Source organism: Paenibacillus piri (genome assembly GCF_004354045.1).
Taxonomy (GTDB): Bacteria; Bacillota; Bacilli; order Paenibacillales; family NBRC-103111; genus Paenibacillus_S; species Paenibacillus_S piri.
The window spans coordinates 193,873-215,763 of record NZ_SMRT01000008.1 but is presented as its reverse complement, the minus strand read 5'-3'; the positions used below and the strand labels follow the sequence as shown (position 1 = coordinate 215,763).

Sequence of the window (21,891 nt, the reverse complement as noted above, 5' to 3'; positions counted from 1 at the left end):
ATCATATGCGCAAAGTGATGTTGTTCCGGCCGGCCGCAGGCGGGGAAGAGATTATGGTTCCCTGGACGCGTTATTGTTCAGAAGGAGTCGAATTCTTGCAAGGTACGGTTACATCCGTAGATAGTGAGGCAAAACGGATTCGATATACGGATGCGCAAGGAATTGACGCCCGAATTCAATATGATCGTTTAGTAGTTGCAGTCGGAAGCATTGTTCGTCGACCGGATCCCGATAAGGGAGGGATCGCCTTGACCGACCCGCAAGCGGCGGTAGACATCCGGGAGCGCTGGCGTGCCAATCTGCGGAAGGCTGCCGTCGAGACGAACCCTGAGGAACGAAAGCGACTAATGACAATCGCGGTTGCGGGGGCGGGCATCAGCGGCATCGAGACGTCCGCCGAACTGGTGCTCGCCATGCGGACGGAAGCAGCGGCGCTAGGGCTGAATTCGTCCAATGCCTGCGTTTATTTGCTCAATGCGCAGGAACAGCTGTTCCCGGGAGGACCAGAAAAAGTTAGACGAAAGTTGGAGATGATGCTCAGCGAATGTGGAGTGACAGTGCTTCACAATCGTAAGGCAATGCGGGAGCAAGCAGGAGTGTTAACGTTGAGCAATAGTGATTGTTTGCCGGTTGGCCTATGTATATGGACGATTGGTCTGATACAGAATCCGGCCCTCCGCAGTATGGGCTTGCCGCTTACTTCTGAAGGTCAAGTGCTGGTGGCGGTCAGCAGAAAAACGCCGAATGCCAACATGTAAGCATCGACGACCCAGGAGGCTTGCGCCAAATCGGTATTGAAATATTGGGTCATCGTCGGTAAGGATATGTTAACGATCGTCGTATCCAACAGGGCCATGAAAATCCCATACCGATGGGCAGAAGATAGCCTTTCGTCCGATTTTCGTTCAAGGTGTTGTCGCTCCTTTGACTTCGAAATTAAACGAATCAAAATCCTGGCTTTTCAGCCACGAACACGTAAAGGAATTCTGAAGGATACATCCGTTTTGTAACGGTAAACCCTGCGGCGTTCAATGCATTCGTCATATCCTCAGAAGCGATCCGCAAGTTCATGGGTGGCCCCATGGGACTTTCCTTTGGTTCAAAATCCAAGCAAAGCAGTTTTCCTTCGTTTTTCATGATGCGGTGTATTTCTCGGAGGCTGTGAGACAAAGGCCGTACGGCATGAAGTACCAAGGACGCAATCACTACGTCTGCCATGCTATCCTGTAATGGAATGTCCTCGATCACGCCTGTTATTGGGATTATGTTGGAAAGCCCCTTTTCCTCTGCTCTTTCCTGAATTACTTCCAACAATTTTGGCTCAACGTCCACTGCGTAGACGGTTCCGTTCGTCATCTGTGCAGCAGGGATCGAAAAGTATCCTGTTCCTGCACCTAAGTCAACAACAGTGTCTTGTGTTTGAAGCACCATGTCCAACAATTGTTTAGACGGCATCAATTTTTGCCTTTCCGGTGCGTCCAACCGGTGCATATTCTCTGGGGAAAACCGATGTACTTGTTCTGACATTGAAAATTCCTCCTACATTTTTATTTTGGCGACAAATTGTTGTTTAATCATCTTTATGTTGATTATAATAGTTGGGAAGATGAAGTACGTCAACCAACAAATCAGTGCTGTCTGATGTATAATCGTCAGAGTGATTAAGAACGTCGGAGAACAGCCAAATCTTCGCCAATGGAGGACTACAATGTCTACAAAAAAAATGGATCCAAGAGCTAGACGCTCACGGCGCATGTTGCGTGATGCTATGATTGAGCTGCTCACGGAACGAGAATATGAGACGATTTCTGTAAGCGATATAACAGAACGTGCGGACTTGAATCGGGCAACTTTCTATTTGCATTACACGGATAAACAAGATTTGTTTCAGGAAAGCATTAATGACGTTTTGTCTGAAATAGCAGAACGTTTTCAGAACATTACCTTGGAGACGAATTTGCTTGATGACTCCAATGTCGAGCTGCTGTTATTGAATATGTTCGAATTCATTGCTCAAAATGCGAATTTTTATAAGGTGATGCTTAGCAAAGGAGATGTACAGTTTACAAATCAATGGCAAGACTTGTTTCGTGAGAAGCTAAAACGCCGTGTCTCCTCACAACAGCCCAAAACGAAAATTACCGATGACCCAATACTGATAGACCTATTGCTTATATTCACATCATCTGCTTGCACCGGTGCTATTAAGTGGTGGCTGGAAAATGATATGAAATTTACGCCTCAGTACCTCTCAAAAGTGTTTTCCAGGCTTGTCACATTCGGATATAAAGGTTTTCAGCCGAATGAACTGGGAAAAGGAAACCTTTGAATTGCACGAAAATGGTTTGCAGAAGTTTTAACGGCTCAATCTCAAAATCAGTGCTTGACTGTTAGCTGAACATCCGGTGGTGGTTGCATTCGATGAGAATGCCTGCTTTATAGCGACTGCGGTTTCGTGTAAAGTAAAGGCGGCGCTGAAAGGCTTTAATGCGATTGTGGCGTCTACCGCCGCGTTTGTCCATCGGCATTGATGGTAGTTTACGATTTCTGTTTTCCAATTGCGCATCGTCTTGGGAGTGCTTCGGACAGCGATATGGTCGATTCGATCGCCGTGCTCGCACCAACGATCAAATCCTAACCTGGCAACGGCAAAGCCCGGGGAGCAGTCATACCAAGTGGTGAACGCTTCTTTCCATTCCCATACACTGCGAAGTAGCGGGGAGTAGTTCAGCAGCGCTTCCAGCCGTTCTCTACTTTCTTCCCCAAGCGTATCTGCTGGCGGATTCAACAACCGATGGCCACCTTCAGTTTCGCCTTTGCCCGCGGCGATAAGGTATTCTGGACGGTTTTCCGAACCGCCTGCACGCATTTAATCACATAACCGTGAACATGAAAACGATCCGCGATGCGACTCGCATTCGGAAAACACTCGCTGATCCAGGTATGGTAAGCCTGGGCTAAATCCATAACCACCGCTTTCGGGTTGAGCAAAAGGAAGTCGGGATGCACGTGAGCATACGTCCGCAGTTCCTCCAGCTTTCGACACGGCAGCAAATCGAGCATCGTCTCGCCTTTGAGGTTGTGGATGCCAGTGTTGTAGGTGTGACCTTTCTTGATCGCAAAATCGTCGACACCCAAAACCAAATCGGAAGTTTCTTTCGCTTCTTCCCACACTTGCTCGTAGATCCATTCACATTCAGCCGGAACCGCTTCGTTATGGATGCGCTGGATGGTGCTGGTCGGCGCTTGCTCCATACGGGCGCTATGCGCTGCTGTAGAACCGAGTGCCTGTTCGACGGCATGGGAGCGGAAACACTTGCTGTACCGCTGCTTGGACCCGACAAATTCGTACGCCCATACGAAGCCGACTTCGCAGCGTTTACAATGCATCCGAATGGACGGTACATGCAGATAGGATTTCTTCTCGAATACAGAAAGATGCCGGACAGTTCGCATGTCATTTCTCCCCTTACGGATGACATCTTGATCAGAGCCGCAACAGGGGCAGCATTGCTTGTCGCCCATTGGTACCGCCTCTATATGAAGTTCATTGGCATCGATGGACAGAATTTGGTGAATCGTTAGCCCTGGTAAGTTAGATTGTTACGTTACATTATTTGGGAGGGAGATGTAAAACTGTGGATATTCAGATATTGGTAGTGGAAGACGACGTTCATATCCGTGATATGGTTAAAAAATTCCTTATAAAAGCTGGTTATTCTGTAGATATTTGCTCTGAGGGTAATAATGCCTTGGATTAATTTTATAACAAAAAATATCATTTGATTATTCTTGATATTATGCTCCCTGGAATTGGCGGGCAGGAATTATTAAAAAGACTGAGAGAAGTACAGGACACACCTGTATTAATGATGACAGCTTTAGGTGATGACAGCAATTCGCTCAAGAACAAAACGATTTCATCTCTTTTTTGCCTTGAGCGAAGCGAAAGGAATGGGTATAAACATGAAAAACAAATTAACCTATACTGCGGGAGCGGTAGTAGTCACGATGAGTTTATTTACGACAAGCCTCGTACGAACGTCCGGTTATTTTGATACTCCTCCGTAAAGCAGCTATTACCCAGCACAGCGATTTCTTTATGCTCATACCAGTCTTCCGCCAGTCCAAGCACGAAGCTTCCGATTCCGACGACCTCATCCCGTTCATTCACGATAATAGCGGCTCTGCCTTGTTTTATGTATGTAATTTTTGACGTCTCTAAGTACTAGGCCCACGGGGTAATGTGGGATGATGGAAGCTCGATGTTCGATATAAAAATCTGTAAATTTGCTCCATTGCCGTGTGTTCGCGCATATTTCGAATTGGATCACGTATTCCACCCCATCATTATTTTTTGAATATTTAGAAGCAAGTGTTGGCCGAACAAATCCAGGACGCGAACCCCGATGTACAAGAAGTGAGAATTCCGACGCCGGCGGGCAACGCGTACACGAACCGTCTGTATCAAAAGCTGGCTACAAAACATCATTCGTACAAATCCGAATACGGAGAAGTTCACGTCTATTCAACGCCGTTTCGCGAGTATGCCGAGTTCTGCAATCGATATCGTTGATCGTTAAAGCCGAACCGAAAGGAGGAATCGGTACGAGTCGGGCAAAAACGTTGTGGCTGTTAATCGGATCTCATCTCGTATTCGTGTTGTTTATTTTCGTATGGCTTTTCCTTGCCGGTATGGCCATGATGGGATTTACCGATGCGAGCGTATTCAGGGAAAAGACAACTTGGTTTTTCCTTGCGTACCTCGCTGCTTATCCGTTCGGTCTGCTCGTTGCAATAATCGCTGGCTGGCGGCTCTTTATACTCAAAAAATATAAAGCTGCGCTATTGTGGAACCTGCTCCCTCTGGTTTGGGTTCTGAGCGTGATCGGCATACTTTCGTATATTAGGTGATTATGTCGGAAAGATATGTAAATGGATGGATAGCTTGACATGCATATAAATGGTTGCATATAATGGCAGTATGGATAAAGTATTTAAGGCTCTCGCCGATTCAAGCCGAAGACAGCTTCTTGACGAGCTGTTCAAGAAAAACGGCCAAACATTAAATGAACTGTGCGAACATCTGGAAATGACCCGTCAATCGGTCACAAAGCACCTGTTGCTATTAGAGGAAGCGAATTTAATCGTCGTTGAATGGCACGGCCGGCATAAGCTGCATTACCTGAATGCCGCCCCTATCGGAGATATATACGATCGTTGGATCGGAAAATATGAGCGGCATCGGGTTGAAGCATTGCTGGAACTAAAAAATAAACTGGAGGAGAAAACATGACGGATCCGTCCTTTATTTATGTGACTTACATCGCCACGACACCGGAAAAGCTGTGGGAAGCATTAACAAGCAGCGATTTTACCGAAAAATACTTTTTTGGCAGCCGGATTGAATCCGATTGGCGGGAAGGCTCGACCATTGCCTATTCGCGGAACGGACAAATAACCGACCACGGACAAATCGTAACATGCGTGCCGAACCGCCTGCTTTCTTTCACCTGGAACATGGTAGGCGATAAGACCCCCCGCGAGCAGCCGTCAAGAGTCACCTTCGAGTTGAAACCGATGGGCTCGACCGTAAAATTGACGCTCCGGCATGAAAATTTGTCGCCAGCCGATCTCGTGGATAAAGACGATACCTTCGTGGGATTAAATAACGGATGGCCGGCCATTATGAGCAGTTTGAAAAGCTTGCTTGAAACGGGCGCAGCCCTGCCGGCGGTTGCCCTGTAACCAATTGCGCGGATTCTGATTCGGCATGAATATGCTTTGTCGTATCGAAGCTTAATGCCCCATTCGAAACGGGTTCATCCCTGTGCCCGACAGACCGGACTGGGCTTCGACCGATCACTGGAACACCGAACCGGCTGTTCAGCCAAGTAGCATCGGGAATCATTTTTTTCTTTCAATGCAGATCGGAGCGTTTGCTCCGGTCTTATTTGCGCTTATGGACCCGGACTTTTTGATTTAAGCGATTCTTAACCGGAAGGGATCATACATGTTATGGTAATATCGTTTATAATAGCAGTCGCTGTTTAAGCGGTTACCGCTCTCTTGCATGATTTGCCGTTCAGATCATGCTGGCAATTGACCGATAGGAGCTGAATCATCCATGAATGAAAAAACAATCATCGAACGTACCGATACACCTGTCACCATGAACGGAATCGTTCGCGATTTACGGAAGCTCGGAGTTCGGGAAGGCGACCTTCTTCTCGTCCATTCCTCCCTATCCAGTCTGGGCTGGGTTTGCGGAGGCCCGCAAGCGGTCGTCCAAGCGTTGACTCATACGGTTGGAGCGGACGGAACATTGGTCATGCCTGCGCATAGCAGCGATTGGAGCGATCCCGCCGAGTGGGAGAATCCCCCCGTTCCGCATGATTGGCTCGAGATCATTTACCGCGAAATGCCGGCATTCGATCCGGCAGTGACACCGACCCGGGGAATGGGACGTATTGCCGAACTGTTCAGAACGTTTCCGAATACGACAAGATCGCCGCATCCCCAGGTATCCTTTTGCGCAAACGGAAAGTATGGAGAGCGCATTGCCGCCGTTCATGAATTGACGCCGCAGTTCGGTATGTCGTCGCCGCTTGGAAGGCTTTATCAGCTTCATGCGAAGGTGCTTCTGCTGGGCGTCGGATATCATAGCTGCACAAGCTTTCATCTGGCCGAAGCTCAAATACCGAACATGCCGACCAAAACGATGGGGACGGCCGTACTCGAGAAAAGCGGGCGGATCTGGAAACGGTTTACGGACTTTGCATATGATGCCGCCGATTTTGCAGACATCGGAGAGCATTTTGAGCTGCAAGGCAGCGTCCAAAAAGGATTCGTAGGCCATGCCGAGTGCAAGCTTTTCGATATGCAGGAAGCTGTGGACTATGCCAAGCAATGGCTGCTGCAAAATCGGTTCAAATAAGCTCAAATGAGGTGAGGCGCCATCTTGAACAGCGTTACCAAAACAATCGTCGCTGAAGCGGTTATCGAGCAAATGGTGAAAGACGCGTTTGGCCATGATGCAGAAATAGATTCTATCGAAGAGCTGACCGGCGGCTTTTTTAATACCGCTTATGCGATTGCATTGCGCGATCGTTTCAAAACGGTACTGAAAGTGGCCCCTTCCCCGAATGTCCGGGTGCTGCGATGCGAAAAAAATATAATGGGCTCCGAAATTGAAAGCTTAAAGCTGATTGCGCGGTCCACTACCGTACCGGTGCCCCAAGTGTATGTTTACAGCACAAAGCGGAACATAATAAGAAGCGATTATTTCTTCATGGAATATATGCCCGGCATGCCGCTCGATCAATTGCAGAGCAAGCTGACCGCAGAACAATTTCATGAGGTGAACCGGCAAATCGGCGCATATGCGAAACAAATTCATAACATTACCGGACAAACGTTCGGAGCCGCTCTTTCCGGCAGCCAACGCTTTGCATCATGGTCCGAAGCGTTTATTGGTTGTATAGACGATCTGATTCAAGACGGCAAAGAGGCCGCGGTGGAGCTTCCAATCGGCTGGGATGAGCTGCGGAGCTTGTTTTCCGCCAAGCGTGACATGCTGGATACCGTGAAAACGCCCCGTCTCGTCCATCGGGATTTATGGTGGGGGAATATTTTCGTCGATGCGGATACGCTGGAGGTTACGGGTATAACGGACTGCGAACGGTCGCTTTTCGGCGACCCGCTGCTGGATTTTGTCTTTGGGTTCGTGGAACAAAATGAAGGCTTTAACCGCGGCTACGGCAGAACGCAACAAGCCCCCTCCTGGAGCGAACGATGCCTGCTGAATCTGTACGGCATATACAGTATATTGCTTATCATTATGGAGAGTCGTTATCGGATGCTTCAAGGCAATGAGCAGGATGAGGACCGAGCACGAAACGAGCTTTTGGAGGAGATACGTAAAGCGAAGTCGTTGGGTGATTCACCGTATTAAAGGACGGAGGACCGGTATGAAAATTGTGATCGATCAAAGAAACGATTCCAAAGTGGCCATTGTACACAGCGAAGCCATCATTATTAACAATGTGAACGACGCATTGGATCTCATGGCGGACGTCCATTACAACAACGGCTGCAGCAAAATGATTTTGAGAGAAGAACAGCTTACTGGCGATTTCTTCGAATTACGGACAAGGCTGGCCGGCGAAATTTTGCAAAAATATACGAATTACAAGATGAAACTGGCGATCGTCGGCGATTTTTCCGGCGTTACCAGCAAAAGTCTGAAAGACTTCATATACGAATGCAATCAAGGCGATAACGTGCTGTTCAAGCCGACGGAAGCCGAAGCGCTGGATCGTCTCCATCGGATCGCAATTTGATCGAAAAGCGATGCAAATTCGCGGCCGCTCTAATCTTCGCGGAAAGCCCGCAAAACAGCAATCCACAAGAAACCGAAGCCCCTTCCGCATGTTAATATTTATATACGAGAAGTTAATTCGTTGTAGAGGAGCGGAATGACATGCAAAAAATTAACCCGTTTTTATGGTTCAACGACAATGCGGAAGAGGCCATTCAATTCTATGTGTCCGTTTTCAAAAACTCCAAAATTGTAAGCCTTATACGCAACGGAGACGGAGGCACCGTCATGTCCGGGACGTTCGAGCTTGAAGGCCAATCGTTTATGGCGCTCAACGGCGGACCGAACTTTACTTTCTCTCCGGCCATATCGTTATTCGTGAACTGTACGACCCAGGAGGAAGTCGACGAGCTGTGGGAGAAGCTGTCCGCAGGCGGTGAAGCCCAGCGTTGCGGCTGGCTTCGGGACAAATTCGGCGTATCATGGCAAATTATCCCTACGACATTGGGCGAGCTGCTGCATGACCCGGATCCGGCGAAAGCGGGCAGAGTGATGCAAGCGATGCTGCAAATGAACAAGATCGACATTCAGGCGCTGAAGCGGGCGTACGAAGGGTAACATAATCAATTAACCGGCCTTGCGCTTCAGTTCGCGGCAAGGCCGGTTTGCATTGCCGATCAATTCGCCACATATACGTTATCGCCTACCCGCACTTGTCCCGTCTTGATCACTGAAGCGTAAACGCCGAAATTCAAATCCAACCTCTCATGTACCTGCTTTAGTAAAGTCGCATCCCGTTCAAGCGTATCCGGGTCCAGAGTAATCATCGAGCATCGTTTGCAATAACGATCGACTTGCAGCTCCGCACCGCCTATGGATAACCTCTTTCCGATCCAGTCGTTTTCATGCAGCGCATCTTCGTCCAAAACTACGATCAGGTTCGCTCTGAAGCGGCGCGGGTCCAATCGTTTGTCCCATACCGATTCAAGCTTGCGCAACGAAACGTCCGTCACAATCAGGATATTGGCCAGGTCAACGGCCATGAGACCGCCGTTTTCAAAATTTCGGTCTGGGCAGCTTGTCATGGACAGGTTCCGCCGGGAGATGCTTTGAATTTCCGCCAGCAGCTCTTCATTCCAACGAAAAGTCCGTCCGTCAGGCGATGTAACGGTTACTCCCCCTTCAATGAGCTTTGCGCGATATGCAAGCATCCGGGGAACCGCTCTCGCGGTCACGTAGCTTTCCCACCGTTCTCCGGCCCCTTCATAAAAGGCGCAAAAACGGTCGCCATACAAGCCGTATGTCTCAATATCGCACATGTCCAGACTTTCGCCTGCGAACGATTTCACCGGGTACCGGTTTATTTCATGGATTTTACCGACAAGCCAAGACATACTTACATCCCTCCGATGTGATCCAATGATAATTACGAATACAAGTTCCCGTATTATAAACCCAACCAGACGTACTGCCATCTGCAAAATAAACCGTCGCTTTATGCAGTCTATGCCCCCCTGTTCTCGAGGAATGAGAATTCGGCTGTATACGTACCCTTAAGAACATTTTTTAATAAATGGAATAACAATCTATACTTAATATATCGAAGAGGTGTCTCGTCACAAGAGCCGATTTGCGCGCCAGGCTGGAAGCCGAAGGCTTGCTTGAACAAATCGCAATTCCGGAGGACGGCGATCGGCTATAACGCCGCCGCGGCTCCCCCTCATTCTGATGGAAAAATCCGCCGCAGCTTGCAACGCCCTTGGCCAAGTATTACACTGTCATAAGGAGCGTTATTCGCTCCTGAATCCGTTATTCATCCTAGGAGTGCGATCGGGACATGATCATCCAGTTCATTCGTTATCGGTAAAATGAGGTGCAGACTTTATAGGCCCTGCCATTTTTTGTGAAAATGCCGGGTTTATTTGACTGCGCCTTATTTCATTCTCCGAAAACGAATGAATGGGGTGTTTTTTATGTCTATAAATAGAGTCAGCCGTTTCTTCGCGGAGCATGCAGCCCTATTTGCCTGCCCGATCTGCTCGCAGCCGATGCGGCTGCAGCATCGCAGCTTGCTTTGCACGCACGGCCATTGCTTCGATATAGCCAAGCAGGGGTATGTCAATCTGATGCTGCATACGCCCAAAACGAAATATGACAAGCCGTTGTTCGCTGCCCGCCGAATCATAAGCCGGGCCGGTTATTTTGAACCGCTGCTCGCTCACATTTGCACAGGCATCGTGAACACGAGCAGCCAAGGATCGGGCGAAGAACCGCTGCGCCTGCTGGATGCGGGCTGCGGCGAAGGATCGCATTTGACCTTCATTCAGCAAAAGCTGAGGGACCAGGCGTGGCGCGATGTGCTGGGGATCGGGATCGATCTTTCCCGGGAGGGCGTCCGGATGGCTGCGAAGGAGGCGGCACCAGCGATTTGGTGCGCAGCTGATCTCGCCCGATGTCCTATTGCCGAAGAACGGATCGATTATATTCTGAACATTTTGTCGCCGTCCAACTATGCCGAGTTCCGGAGAATGCTGAAGGATGAAGGCATGGTGATCAAGGCGATTCCCGAAAGCGACCACCTGCGGCAGCTGCGATCCCTATTTTTTAAGCGCTCAAAACGCCGTGACTATTCTAACGAACATTCCGTTGAGCTGTTCAGCAAACATTTCGAGCTCGCTGCCGCGGAGCGCGTGCGTTACAACGTTCTGGTGGAGCCTGCCAATATGGAGCATCTTATCCGGATGACCCCCTTATCCTGGAGAGCTTCGGACCGGCTGCTGCGGGAAGCCATCGATTTGAACGGCAGGCCGACGGAAATCACCTTCGACTTTTCGGTTTTGTTCGGCAAGAAAAGATGAATGTTACCGGACGTTCGGGACCGCGACTTTATCGGCCATAATATAAAAAACATGTGCGTATCAAAAAATATACAGCCTTCGATCTTTAAAAATATACAATAAATAAAAAATGTCCATTGCGATTGCGGGTCGGAAACGTAAGTATGGAGATTAGCAGCAAACAAGCATGCTGATCCCATTAGAGGAGGACTTAACGCAATGATTACAGTATTGCAGGACGACTTTTCCCAATTCTCCATCGGACCGTTTCCTTACGATCCACAGCATTCGGCAATCGGCGAATACCACTATTATCCCTCGGCAGGCAATCACGGCGATTGGCATGATCCGATGGTGTATTCCAGATGGCGCGGACCGACCTGGATTATTACCGAGAACCGCGGGACTAAGTATATGGAACAAACCCGTCCCCAATTTGCCATCAAGCCCGCCTTTTGGCCGCTGCTGGTTAAAGGCGACGTAAGCTGGCGGGACTATACGCTGGAAATTACGCTGCGTCCGCTTTCCACTTTAACGCATACCGGGATTGTATTCCGCTATCAGCACGCCCGCCGCTACTACTTCCTCGGCTTTGAGGGAGGCAAGCTGCTGCTGCTCAAGCGGGATCAGGAACGGATTACGGAGCTCGCATCCGCCGCTTTCCAATACGATGTCGACCACCGGTACCGGCTGAAGATCACCTGCAGCGGCAGCAAGCTGCAAGCTTCCGTGAATGGCGAAGCGCTGCTGCAGGCGGAGGACGGCAGCTATGCAAACGGTAGAATCGGACTGTCCTCCCGCATGCCCGCCCAATACTCGGACGTCGTAGTATCGATGGCGGAGAAGGATCACCGCGGGTGGATCGCGTCCGTCAAGGCAAACGCGCTGGAGCTCGCTCAGTTGCGCAGCGAATACGCTCAGCCAAGGCTGTGGAAAACCGTCGATTTTAAAAATTTCGGCACTTCCCGGCAAATCCGGTTCGGGCATCTGACCGGCTCCAAGGAGCTGCAAATGGTGCTGGCCCAGCACCAGAAGCGGGGCCAGGGCGACGCGTATGCCCATATCAGCTGCTTGACGGCGATCACCCTCGATGGCGAAGTGCTTTGGCAGCTCGGAGAAGCAAGCACACTGGAGGATCACATTTTGCTTTCGGCGGACTTGCCTTTTCAAGTGTGCGATGTCGATGGCGACGGATATGATGAAGTCGTCATGGCCCGGAATTTCGAGCTGATGATTTTGGACGGCCGGACCGGGTATGTCAAACGATCGATTCCTACGCCGATGTCGGTCGAATCGACCAAGGAGCTGTACCATGTGCCGCATGGTCAATTCGCGTTTGACCGGGTGAACGTGGATTCGATCCGGATCGCCAATTTCTCAGGCAAAGCGACGGCCACGGATATCATTATCAAAGACCGCTACAGCCGGCTATGGGTATATAACAGCGAGTTGGAGCTGCTGTGGACGTTCCATGAGGGCGTAACCGGACATTTCCCGTATACCGTCGATATGGATGGCGACGGCAAGGATGAAATGTTCGTCGGCTACCATTGGGTCGATCACGACGGTACATTGCTGTGGACGCTGCCGGTGCCAACCGACCATACCGATGAAATCTTGCTCGGCAGCTGGAACCCTAATACGCCGGAGCCGCTGATTGCAATTGCATCCGGCGATGAAGGGTTTATGATCGCCAATCTGCAAGGCGAAATTTTGCAGAAGCATATGATCGGCCATGTTCAGCGCGTCAGCATCGGGAATTACAGACCCGACCTGCCGGGACTGGAGCTATGCGTTAGCACCTTCTGGGGTGAACAGGGCATCGTCTATATTTACGACAGCCAGGGGCGGCTTCTTCATCAATTCGAGCCCGGCTGCAACGGCAACGTCATTACACCGGTCAGTTGGGCAGGGGACGGCTCGGATTTGGTGCTGCTCAACGGCAATACCAAGTTCGGTGGCCTGATTGACGGCAGCGGCAGAAGAGTCGTCGTGTTTCCGGAAGACGGACATCCCGATCTTTGCTCGGAGGTGCTGGACGTTACCGGGGACGGCCGCGATGAAATTCTGCTCTGGGATGCGCAGCGGATGTACATTTACACGCAGGACAGACCTGCGGCTACAGACAAGGTGCTGGTGCCGGACAAATACCCGCACTTCAATGCGTCCAACTACAGAGGGGAATTTAATTACCCTAGGAAAGCTTGATTTAGAAGCTTAAGTTCAATAGCGGATAAGGGTTGAAGCATAAGCCATTTCGGATTTTCATGCCCGCTGCGGATATTCATTTTCAAATAAAAGAAGCCTCCGGTTTTCCACTTCACAGTGGTACCGGAGGCTTCTTCGTTTGCATCCCGAGCTTACTTCATCATAATATAGACGGGATTTTCGTTCCCCAGCATAAAATTAATTAAAAAATAAGCAAACGGGGCGAACAGTAAAATACCGGCTATAATCATGATCCATCCAAGCCCGGCGAATTGCTTGTCTTTTTCCGTCATTTTTGCAGTTTCCATTATGATTACCCCACTCCTGTCATGTATTTGACACCCTTTAATGGTTTCTTTACAGCTGATTATAGGTGGTCCCGACATAGACGTAAGTGACATAAATCATACCTGCAGCCGATGAACGGCGCATAGCTGCCACAATTCACAAAAACGCCAAATAAAGCGGCCGTGCAAGCGGCAGCCTATGAGGTTAAGTTCCGGACGAGCTGAAGGAATGCTTGGAGATCGTCTCAAAGCGCCGGACTCCGGCGTCAGATCGCAAGTACATACATGGAGGATGAAAGATAAACAAGTACAGCCATATCGATTTGTCGTGGGAAAATGCCAAACCTTTTTACAAACGCCCCCAAAACCACTATGGAAGTCCGAAAAGGCATTACGCCGCCACGAAAACGAACATATGTTTCTATTTTGTCATTCATCGTCCGGACGTTTGTCCGGCCTGCTTCACCATCCGCCGGTAACGGTGTCCGCTTACTTCGAGCGTTTCCTCCGGCGAATAGCCCATTTTTTCGTACAGCGCGTGGGCTCCTGCATTGTTCTCTTCGACAATAAGCGCAAGACGGCCGTATCCACGATCCAACGCTCTCGCCTCGTAAGCCCTCATTAATGACTTCGCAATCCCCTGCCCCTGGTACGCCTCGTGAACGGCCAAGCTGTCGAGGTAGTAATCGCCGGGCTTCGTTTCCTGGTCAAGCGTATGGCCGGATCGCCCTGCTTCGCGTCGGATTCGTTCGATAAACGGCCGGTCCAGAGCCGCAGCTTCATCGCCCGGATAACAGATCAGCATACCGGCTACGACTCCATCCCGTTTATCGACAAGCACATTCGTATAGCTGATCCGGTTGCCCGGCCGGCGGTAAAAATCGTTCAAAATGCGCAGCGCCTCTCCCTCATCCCCGGTTCCGGCCAAAGAAAAGGCGATCGAACCGATGGCCGCGTACAATAGTGGCATTACTTGATCCGCATCTTCGATTGCGGCAGCTTGAATCATGACAATCCCCTCACTTCCAATGTAGTGACATATATCTTTACTGTTCAACCAAAAATAGGATACCCGAATCCGGCTGCTTCTAAAAGTCCGGTACGCCGGACTTCCGACAAATGACCGGCAAAAGCGACTCCGCCTCCTCCGCCATTCGGAGCAGGCGAAGGGCGATGCCGCAGCGGGCTTGCGCTTTCGCCTTCGAGGTCGCTGCGGCTTCCTGCGCCGCAGCCGCTTCATGGGTACTGTTGGCGCCTATGTCGTCCATCAGCTTGGCGACTACCATGCCGCAGCGCAAGCCTGCCGCAGCCATAAACCCGAACCGGGCCTGATCCCGGTTTCCTTCCCGGCCGGATAGCCGAAGGCCGGCCAAATAAGACTCGAATAACTGCTCCGGCAGCCGGTCATGCCGCGCTTCGGCCAAGCTTGGATCCGAATGCAGCATTAACCCGTACAACCGTCCCAACTCCTCCCCGACCCCGGCGATTCCGACGAAGGCCCAGTCGATCACCACCATGCCGCCATCATCCGTGAGAAGCAGATTGGGCGGCCAGGCGTCGTTGTGCGTCAGCACCCGGGGCAGACTCTGCAGCCCCTGCAGCAGCAGCGGCCGCGCTTGATGAAATGCCTCATACCGCCGGAACATGCCGGAGGGCAGCAGCTGGCGCAGCAGCGGGCTGCGCCAGTTTTCCTCCGTCAAAGCGGCGCCGTTATCATAGCGGTCGCACGCTTCCACCCATGAAGCGAGCCAGCCGGTGCACAGCCACGGCTCGTCCGGCAGCGGCCAGCCGTTCAAGTAAGCCCCGTTGAACCGTCCTAACAGCCGGGCCGCCTGCTGATAGCGAATCAAGGTCCATGGCGGCGCGGCGGAGAACGGCACATCCTCCAGCCACAGCCAGACCGACCCGTCGGCCTGCTCTTCAACGGCAAAGCATCGGGGCGCCCTCACCATATCCGGCAATTGTTCGAGTGCGCCCGACCGGTAAGCGAGCGCCTCCCGCTTCCAGTAGCTGTAATGGCCGGGATCGTCGGTTTCCGTGACGGGAACGATCACTTTGACAATCAACGACCAGGTGACCTCCCATCCATATAGCCTCGCGGTTCCTGCCGCCCGGTACAAACCGCCCGTCACCGCATTGGAAGCCTTCCAGCCCAACCGGCTGCAAGTCCAGTCGCCCAGCTGCAATTTATCCGTTTCAAGCATTTCTTGTACATAGCGCTGCAATTTTTCGGGCGATAGCTTCAATTCAATACCATCCATCGTTATGTTCACCTTCCTGGCAACTGCTGCCTGCTATATACCTTAGCACAGTTCAGCAATAAATGAAGCCGCTGCAACGGGATTTCCCTGCATTTCCCCTTCGAAGCCGCTCTGCGCCAAACTTTCGACCGTCGAGCGCGGATCACTTGATTATCAGTTTATTATCACCGTCCATCCATTGAACGGAAATGCGGACTGAACTATGATAAACTGGATTGCCGACACGGGAAGGAATTGGTTCATCGAAAAAAAAAGCAAGATGTATGTACCCTTTGTAAACAAGAGGCGCCCATGTTCAAGATAATATTTATCCGATTACGACTTTATCGGGTTAAGACCCCAACCTCTAAGGTGGGCCTTGAATCAGGTGGGGTTTGAGTCCCCATCTGATTCCCCGATTTTCAGCAAAGCTGAACGAGTTCACTGTCGTTACGGCCGGATGGACGGAGAAGGAAAACGCTTCTACTTAAAAGGCGATGGAGATTACGAATCGTATATTGAAAGCATATCTATTTCAGTAAATTGGGACGTGAATATAATGAAAAGACCATTTTGGCACATAGCGGGCTTACTGCTCCTCTTGCTTGTCTGCGGATGCAACAAAAAAGTAGAACCGCCTGCAGACGTTTTACAAGCTTATTTATCCGACTGGCAGCAGCAAAACTATTCGGGCATGTATGATCGATTAACGCCGAAAGCGAAATCCTCGATATCCGGGGAAGAGTTCGCCCAGCGTTATCGGAAAATTTATGACGGCATCGAAGCGGAGCATCTGGCTATCTCGGCGAACCCCCAGGAAACGCCGCAGCCGGCCAAAGACGCGGCTGAGTGGTCGTCGGTCTTCCATGTCAGCATGGATACGCTGGCGGGTGCGCTGAACTTTAATTATAAGGCGAAGCTTGTCAAAACCGGGATCGATAAGGAGACGAAATGGTTGATCGACTGGGAACCATCGCTTATTTTTCCGCAAATGGCCGCCGATGATAAGGTCAAAATCCAAACCATCAAGCCGGAGCGCGGCGAAATTTGGGACAGAAACGGGAACGGTTTGGCCGTGAACGGCAGCGCACTGCAGCTCGGAATCGTTCCGGGAAAGCTCGGCGAGCTGGCCGACACGACGAAAGCCCGGCTGGCGGAAAAGCTCGGCATTGGTACGGACGCGATCCAGAAAAAGCTGAACGCCGCCTGGGTCAAGCCCGATTCATTCGTCCCGCTGGCTTTCGTCGCAGATGATGCCGCGAACGAATACCGCGATATGAACGGGATCAGCTTTCAAAAAAAGCCCATTCGCACCTATCCATATGCGGAGGCCGCAGCTCACCTTACCGGTTATATTGCGGAAATTAACGCGGATGAACTGGGAAAGCTGAAAGGCCAAGGCTATGAGACCGGCGATTTGATCGGAAAATCCGGCATGGAGCAGGTGTTCGAGGAGCGGCTGCGGGGCAAACGCGGTGCGGTCATTTCCGTTACCGATGCAAACGGGAAAGAAAAGACGGTGCTGGCCGAATTGAAAGCCGTACCCGGAACGACGGTTAAGTTGACGATCGATGCGGAGCTGCAGCAAATCATTTTCAACGAGATCAAGCAGGACGCGGCAACCGCTGCGGCTATTCAACCGGCATCAGGCGACGTTCTCGCCCTGTTAAGCAGCCCGTCGTATGATCCGAATGCGTTCGAGCGCGGATTGTCCGGCGACCAGTACAACCAATGGAACAACGATCCGAGACAGCCTTTTCTCAACCGGTTTTCGAAAGGCTTCGCGCCGGGCTCCTCCTTCAAGATCGTCACGGCCGCCATCGGTCTGGATACGAAAACCGTCGATCCCGCAGAGCAGCGCCCGATCACCGGGCTGACCTGGAGCAAGGACCGCTCATGGGGGAACTATTTCGTTAAGCGGGTCAACGAATCAAGTCCGGTCGATTTGCTAAACGCACTCGTATACTCGGATAATATTTACTTTGCGCAGGCTGCGCTGCAAGTCGGCAGCGAAGCCTTTATCCGGGAGGCCGCCCGTTTCGGCATAGGTGAGAAAGTGCCGATTCCGTTTCCCGTGAGCAAGTCCCAGCTGTACAATACCGGCATCAAAAATGACATTCAGCTTGCCGATACCGGTTATGGACAAGGGGAAGTAACGATGACTTCGCTGCATGTCGCGCACGTCTTCTCGTCTCTGGTGAATGACGGCAATATGGTCTATCCCACGCTGTTGGAGGAGGACAAAGCCAATCATCCGAGCACATGGAAAAACACAATGACGCCGGAAACGGCGGCCATACTGAAAAACGATCTTGTCCAGGCGGTAAGCAGCCCGAAAGGCGCCGGGCACGGCGCTTACATTGCGGGTGCCTCCATAGCCGGCAAGACGGGGACGGCGGAATTGAAGCAAAGCAAGGATGCCGACGGTAGGGAAAACGGCTGGTTTGTCGGATTTAATGCAGCCGATCCGCAGCTACTGGTATCGGTCATGATCGAGGATGTGAAGGGCCGTGGGGGAAGCGGCTACGTGACGCCGAAGGTCAAGCATGTTTTCCAGCAAACGATAAAAAAGTAAACGGCGGCTTAACGGATGGCCGCCCTCACAACCAGTCGGCGTCAAACGCCAAAAACAACAGCCCGGCCCCCTGAATAAAGAGGCCGGGCTTGCAGCTTATGCTTAAAGACGTCAGGAACCGCTTGGAGTTACGGCAGCGCCCGCCGACCTTCCCGATTCGATGCCCGCCGTATTGACGGCGACCAGCTCATAGGTGGTCGTTTTGCCGTTCGGAATTCCTGTCAGCGTATAGCTTGTCGTTTGAATCAGCGTCGAATTTACTTTCGTATTGTTTTGTTTCGGATACAGATTATATCCGGCTAGATCGGGATCCGTATTCGGATTCCATTTAAACGTCGCCTGCTGATTGCCCGCAACCGCAGTCAATCCTGTCGGAACCGCCGGAGGCGTCGTGCTGGCAAAGACGATCAGGCCGAATGGATTGAATACGGCCTTGAAGCCGACGTACTGCCAAACCAGCGTCGAGCCGCCGGACGCCGTACCGTTAATATGCGACGGAGCCGTTGTCGAAGATTGTCCCGCTGCGGTGCTTGTATAAATTTTGCCGTTCGCATACACCTGATCATTGACATTGTAAGACCGGTTGGGCTGCCATGCCTTGTTCGGATCGATCGCCGTCCCGCCAATCGTGCAAATCCAGCCGACATACGGATTGGAAACGCTCGGCGTGTTGTTGTACACAGTATCGCCCACGACCCACGAGCCGGCGGTCGGCTGCTTATCCGATACGATCTGCTTGCGGTCCGAGGGCATATTTTGCATGACGGTCGAATTTTGGTTATGAAGAATTAAAGAAGACAGTGCCTTGCTTCCGTAATTAAGGATGCGGTTGCCGGTAATGATATTGTTCGTGCTCCGGCTGTTTTCTTTAATGGCCGCGTCAATGTTCACGGTTCCGCTCAGATCGATCGTATTGTTGCTGATGACGTTATTGCTTCCGCCTACGTTAACGAGACCGCCCCACGTATTCGGCCCCGAAGTGCCCGTTACACGATTGCCGACTACGATATGGTTGGAGTCGAGTCTCATCCCGCCCACCCGGTTGCCTACAACGACCGCTCCGGAAGGCGCGGACAAGTTTTTTCCCGGAATGTTGTTGCCGATGACCGTCCAGTTGGAATCCGCCGAGCTCATGTCATACGTTAAATCGATCGCCAGATCGGTCGCGCCGCCGCCCGTTACGTTGGTGCATATAATCTCGTTATGGTTGAACTGCACATCGGTCATGAATCTGAAATTCAAAGGAATATAACTGGAATCGCGATGATTGATAAAATTGTTGGAAACGTTGATTTCATTGGCGATATTACCGCCGTCAACCGAAAACGTAAGCGTTTGTACCTTACCCGATGTGTTGAAAATATTATCGGTGATCGTCATTTTCAGACAAGGGCTGTTGTTCCGGGTAGACTCGATCGCAATCCCGTGACCGACGATATAGTCCGTTGTGCTGATATTCAGCGTGTTGCCGGAGATCATAATATTTTCTTTATACCCGGCCAGCCCGATCCCGTTCGTATCGTTCATCGTATTGTTGACGATCTGTATATTTTTGATCGTGTAGGCGCCGCTGGATATGTTGCCCCAATTGCGAATGAAATTGCCTTCGATCAGACCGGAATCCGCGTTCATCATAATGATCGACTCCGCCGCCCGGATATAGCTTTTGCCGCCGTACATGAGGGAAGTATCGATCCGGTTGTTGTGTACGGCAAAGTTCGTTCCCGATACTGTCATCACGTTGGAGTTGCCATGATGAAAATAGTTGTCGGCTACCGTATAGTTTTGCGGGTTGCCGCCGCCGAGCCAAAGCGCTTTGCCTGTAAAATAACGGAACTCGCAGTTTCGGATCCGAAAATCGTTATGCAAGCCGGTTCCTGTGCCGCCGTCTCCGTCGGCCGTCGCAATTCCCCAATAGCTGTACTCGGTCGTCGTCGTTTCGTTTCCTCCGTCAAAAACAATGCCGTCAAACGCAAAATTGTCCGCCCTTCCGTTTTTCGCGGCAAACAATATCATCGTGTCCATCGTGAAGTTGGTGTAGCCTTGAATAATTGCCTGCTCGTAAGAAATCAAAGTCACGTTCGATTTGTAATTAACCGCCGTTTTCGGATCGGTATTCGTAGGAATATGAATATAGTATCTTCCTTTAATCAGCTCGATCGTACCTCCGCCGGCTTGATCGAGCAAATCGTAGCATTTTTGCAGGGCGACGCTGTCATCCGCCATGATCGGCGCCTGCTGAACGGCTGAAGCCAGCGCGTCTTTGAGCGTTAATACGGAAGTGCCGCCGCCGGATACGATCGTCGTCGCCAAGAAGCGGCTTCCGGTTTGTGCCGGCACCGCCGTAGGCACCCAGGGAGGTACGGAGTTGTCCCATCTTCCGGGTCCGTAGTCAAACCATTGGGCCGACCTTGTCCATTGCACGCCGAGCAGTCCTTGATGTCCGGCCGGATTGCTTGACGCGCCATAAATGGCCCAGCCGTCGGCGCCCGATGGCGCGCTCGGCATCGTCATTTCGACGCGAGTTCCTTGGTAATATTCAAAGTAGGACGCATCCGGCCCGTTCGAAAGCGCAACCGGCGTACAGGGAAGCGAGTACGCACCGTCTTTGGTGATCGCCACGATTTGATACGTGTATTTCGTATTACCCGTTGTGACTTTCCCGGTCTGCGGATCGTACGTGCCCAGCTTCAATGACGGGACAGCTGGCGTTCCGAGCGAAGGATTTCTCCCGCCGCCGATGACAATGACGGTATTGCCGTCGCTAAACCTGTCGATGCCGTCCGTTACGGTAATCGTGCTGCTGCCTGCGGAACTTGTCCCTCTTCCGACAATACCTCTTCCGCCCGTACCTGTCAGACCGGATGCGCCGAACCATTGCGGGTATAGCACACGGCCTTTGACGCCGGTCGCCACTTTTCCGTCGCCAATAAATACCGGTAACTTCGGGGCCGACAATTCGCCGTTTATCGTCAACGTTGCGCCGCTCCCGATTTTAAGCTTGGCTCCTGTTTCAATTACCGCCAGAACATCCCGCGGAATCGTGACGTTGCTGTTGATCGTATGGGTGCCTCTCGTAAAAACGATCGTTTTATAGCCGCTTGCGATGCCGCTGTTAATCGTCCCGCTCTCATCGGACGTGCTGGGGCTTACAATAAACTGATCGTGACTATCAATTGGTGCCATGGTACTACCTCCTCCTAGAATGGTTCACTGCTGTGATAGTATATGTTCCCTAATTCAATTCGTGATTGAGGGAATGTATGATTGTCCGACAGGCAAACATGGAAAAGTAACCTCTTTTTTGCGCGAATTTCTCTATAAATCTTTTATTGGACCGCTGCTTTTTTGGAAAAAGCACGCCTGCCGCAAGCATTTGAGATATACTGAAGCTATTATCCAAATCCCGGAAAAAGGAGCCGAT

At 51.2% G+C, this 21,891-nt stretch carries 18 protein-coding genes and 2 pseudogenes; 12 read left to right on the top strand and 8 right to left on the bottom strand.

The genetic code is table 11. The features are described from left to right. Positions 1-5: 5 nt before the first annotated feature. Complete coding sequence (locus E1757_RS18025) at positions 6-758, top strand: NAD(P)/FAD-dependent oxidoreductase (RefSeq protein WP_133230569.1); 753 nt, start codon at positions 6-8, stop codon at positions 756-758. 187 nt (positions 759-945) lie between these two features. On the opposite strand, the gene E1757_RS18020 is transcribed toward E1757_RS18025, so the two are convergent. Then, a complete protein-coding gene (locus E1757_RS18020) occupies positions 946-1,527 on the bottom strand; it encodes a class I SAM-dependent methyltransferase (protein WP_133230567.1) in 582 nt (193 codons plus the stop codon). Between the two features lie 181 nt (positions 1,528-1,708). Between E1757_RS18020 and E1757_RS18015 the strand changes: the two genes are divergently transcribed. Continuing rightward, the gene (locus E1757_RS18015) at positions 1,709-2,329 is read left to right on the top strand and encodes a TetR/AcrR family transcriptional regulator (protein WP_133230565.1); all 621 of its coding nucleotides are present in this window, start codon (positions 1,709-1,711) and stop codon (positions 2,327-2,329) included. A gap of 61 nt (positions 2,330-2,390) precedes the next feature. Here E1757_RS18015 and E1757_RS18010 read toward each other — a convergent pair. Continuing rightward, positions 2,391-3,579, bottom strand: a pseudogene (locus tag E1757_RS18010) (ISL3 family transposase). A gap of 200 nt (positions 3,580-3,779) precedes the next feature. On the opposite strand from E1757_RS18010, the pseudogene E1757_RS36530 reads away from it, so the two are divergent. Then, a pseudogene (locus tag E1757_RS36530) lies at positions 3,780-4,058 on the top strand (response regulator); the annotation flags it as partial. Here E1757_RS36530 and E1757_RS35860 read toward each other — a convergent pair. Continuing rightward, the gene (locus E1757_RS35860; RefSeq protein ID WP_165972169.1) at positions 4,022-4,174 is read right to left on the bottom strand and encodes a hypothetical protein; all 153 of its coding nucleotides are present in this window, start codon (positions 4,172-4,174) and stop codon (positions 4,022-4,024) included. The pseudogene E1757_RS36530 and the gene E1757_RS35860 sit on opposite strands and share 37 nt — an antisense overlap. Positions 4,175-4,984: 810 nt before the next feature. Here E1757_RS35860 and E1757_RS18000 point away from each other — a divergent pair. The 6 genes from E1757_RS18000 (at position 4,985) to E1757_RS17975 (ending at position 8,938) form a co-directional block, all read left to right on the top strand. Beyond that, the gene (locus E1757_RS18000) at positions 4,985-5,296 is read left to right on the top strand and encodes an ArsR/SmtB family transcription factor (protein ID WP_133230563.1); all 312 of its coding nucleotides are present in this window, start codon (positions 4,985-4,987) and stop codon (positions 5,294-5,296) included. Further along, positions 5,293-5,748 (top strand): SRPBCC family protein, encoded by a 456-nt coding sequence (locus tag E1757_RS17995; protein WP_133230561.1) that lies wholly within the window; start codon positions 5,293-5,295, stop codon positions 5,746-5,748. The genes E1757_RS18000 and E1757_RS17995 overlap by 4 nt, the downstream gene beginning before the upstream one ends. Before the next feature lie 379 nt (positions 5,749-6,127). Further along, on the top strand, positions 6,128-6,937 hold the full coding sequence (locus E1757_RS17990; RefSeq protein WP_133230559.1) for an AAC(3) family N-acetyltransferase: 810 nt from the start codon (positions 6,128-6,130) through the stop codon (positions 6,935-6,937). A 24-nt stretch (positions 6,938-6,961) separates the two neighbouring features. Beyond that, positions 6,962-7,954 carry a phosphotransferase family protein gene (locus E1757_RS17985; protein ID WP_133230557.1) on the top strand — a complete coding sequence of 331 codons (993 nt, stop codon included), beginning with the start codon at positions 6,962-6,964 and terminating at the stop codon, positions 7,952-7,954. A 16-nt stretch (positions 7,955-7,970) separates the two neighbouring features. Continuing rightward, on the top strand, positions 7,971-8,342 hold the full coding sequence (locus tag E1757_RS17980) for a DUF4180 domain-containing protein (RefSeq protein ID WP_133230555.1): 372 nt from the start codon (positions 7,971-7,973) through the stop codon (positions 8,340-8,342). A 140-nt stretch (positions 8,343-8,482) separates the two neighbouring features. Then, positions 8,483-8,938 (top strand): VOC family protein, encoded by a 456-nt coding sequence (locus tag E1757_RS17975; protein WP_133230553.1) that lies wholly within the window; start codon positions 8,483-8,485, stop codon positions 8,936-8,938. Between the two features lie 59 nt (positions 8,939-8,997). Here E1757_RS17975 and E1757_RS17970 read toward each other — a convergent pair whose 3' ends face one another. Then, positions 8,998-9,714: an MOSC domain-containing protein gene (locus E1757_RS17970; protein ID WP_133230551.1), complete on the bottom strand. Its 717-nt coding sequence runs from the start codon at positions 9,712-9,714 to the stop codon at positions 8,998-9,000. A 579-nt stretch (positions 9,715-10,293) separates the two neighbouring features. Here E1757_RS17970 and E1757_RS17965 point away from each other — a divergent pair. Together E1757_RS17965 and E1757_RS17960 are read left to right on the top strand one after the other, a co-directional pair. Further along, on the top strand, positions 10,294-11,178 hold the full coding sequence (locus E1757_RS17965) for a putative RNA methyltransferase (RefSeq protein ID WP_133230549.1): 885 nt from the start codon (positions 10,294-10,296) through the stop codon (positions 11,176-11,178). Between the two features lie 198 nt (positions 11,179-11,376). Further along, a complete protein-coding gene (locus E1757_RS17960; protein ID WP_133230547.1) occupies positions 11,377-13,365 on the top strand; it encodes a hypothetical protein in 1,989 nt (662 codons plus the stop codon). 152 nt (positions 13,366-13,517) lie between these two features. Here the strand turns inward: E1757_RS17960 and E1757_RS35850 are convergent, their stop codons facing one another. From E1757_RS35850 to E1757_RS17950, 3 genes are all read right to left on the bottom strand, one after another. After that, the gene (locus E1757_RS35850) at positions 13,518-13,673 is read right to left on the bottom strand and encodes a hypothetical protein (protein ID WP_165972167.1); all 156 of its coding nucleotides are present in this window, start codon (positions 13,671-13,673) and stop codon (positions 13,518-13,520) included. A gap of 412 nt (positions 13,674-14,085) precedes the next feature. Beyond that, positions 14,086-14,661: a GNAT family N-acetyltransferase gene (locus tag E1757_RS17955; protein WP_133230545.1), complete on the bottom strand. Its 576-nt coding sequence runs from the start codon at positions 14,659-14,661 to the stop codon at positions 14,086-14,088. Between the two features lie 79 nt (positions 14,662-14,740). Then, the gene (locus tag E1757_RS17950; protein WP_133230543.1) at positions 14,741-15,913 is read right to left on the bottom strand and encodes a phosphotransferase; all 1,173 of its coding nucleotides are present in this window, start codon (positions 15,911-15,913) and stop codon (positions 14,741-14,743) included. A gap of 538 nt (positions 15,914-16,451) precedes the next feature. Here E1757_RS17950 and E1757_RS17945 point away from each other — a divergent pair. After that, complete coding sequence (locus E1757_RS17945; protein WP_133230541.1) at positions 16,452-18,467, top strand: penicillin-binding transpeptidase domain-containing protein; 2,016 nt, start codon at positions 16,452-16,454, stop codon at positions 18,465-18,467. Positions 18,468-18,578: 111 nt separating this feature from the next. Here the strand turns inward: E1757_RS17945 and E1757_RS17940 are convergent, their stop codons facing one another. After that, on the bottom strand, positions 18,579-21,653 hold the full coding sequence (locus tag E1757_RS17940; RefSeq protein ID WP_133230539.1) for a fibronectin type III domain-containing protein: 3,075 nt from the start codon (positions 21,651-21,653) through the stop codon (positions 18,579-18,581). Positions 21,654-21,891 lie beyond the last annotated feature (238 nt).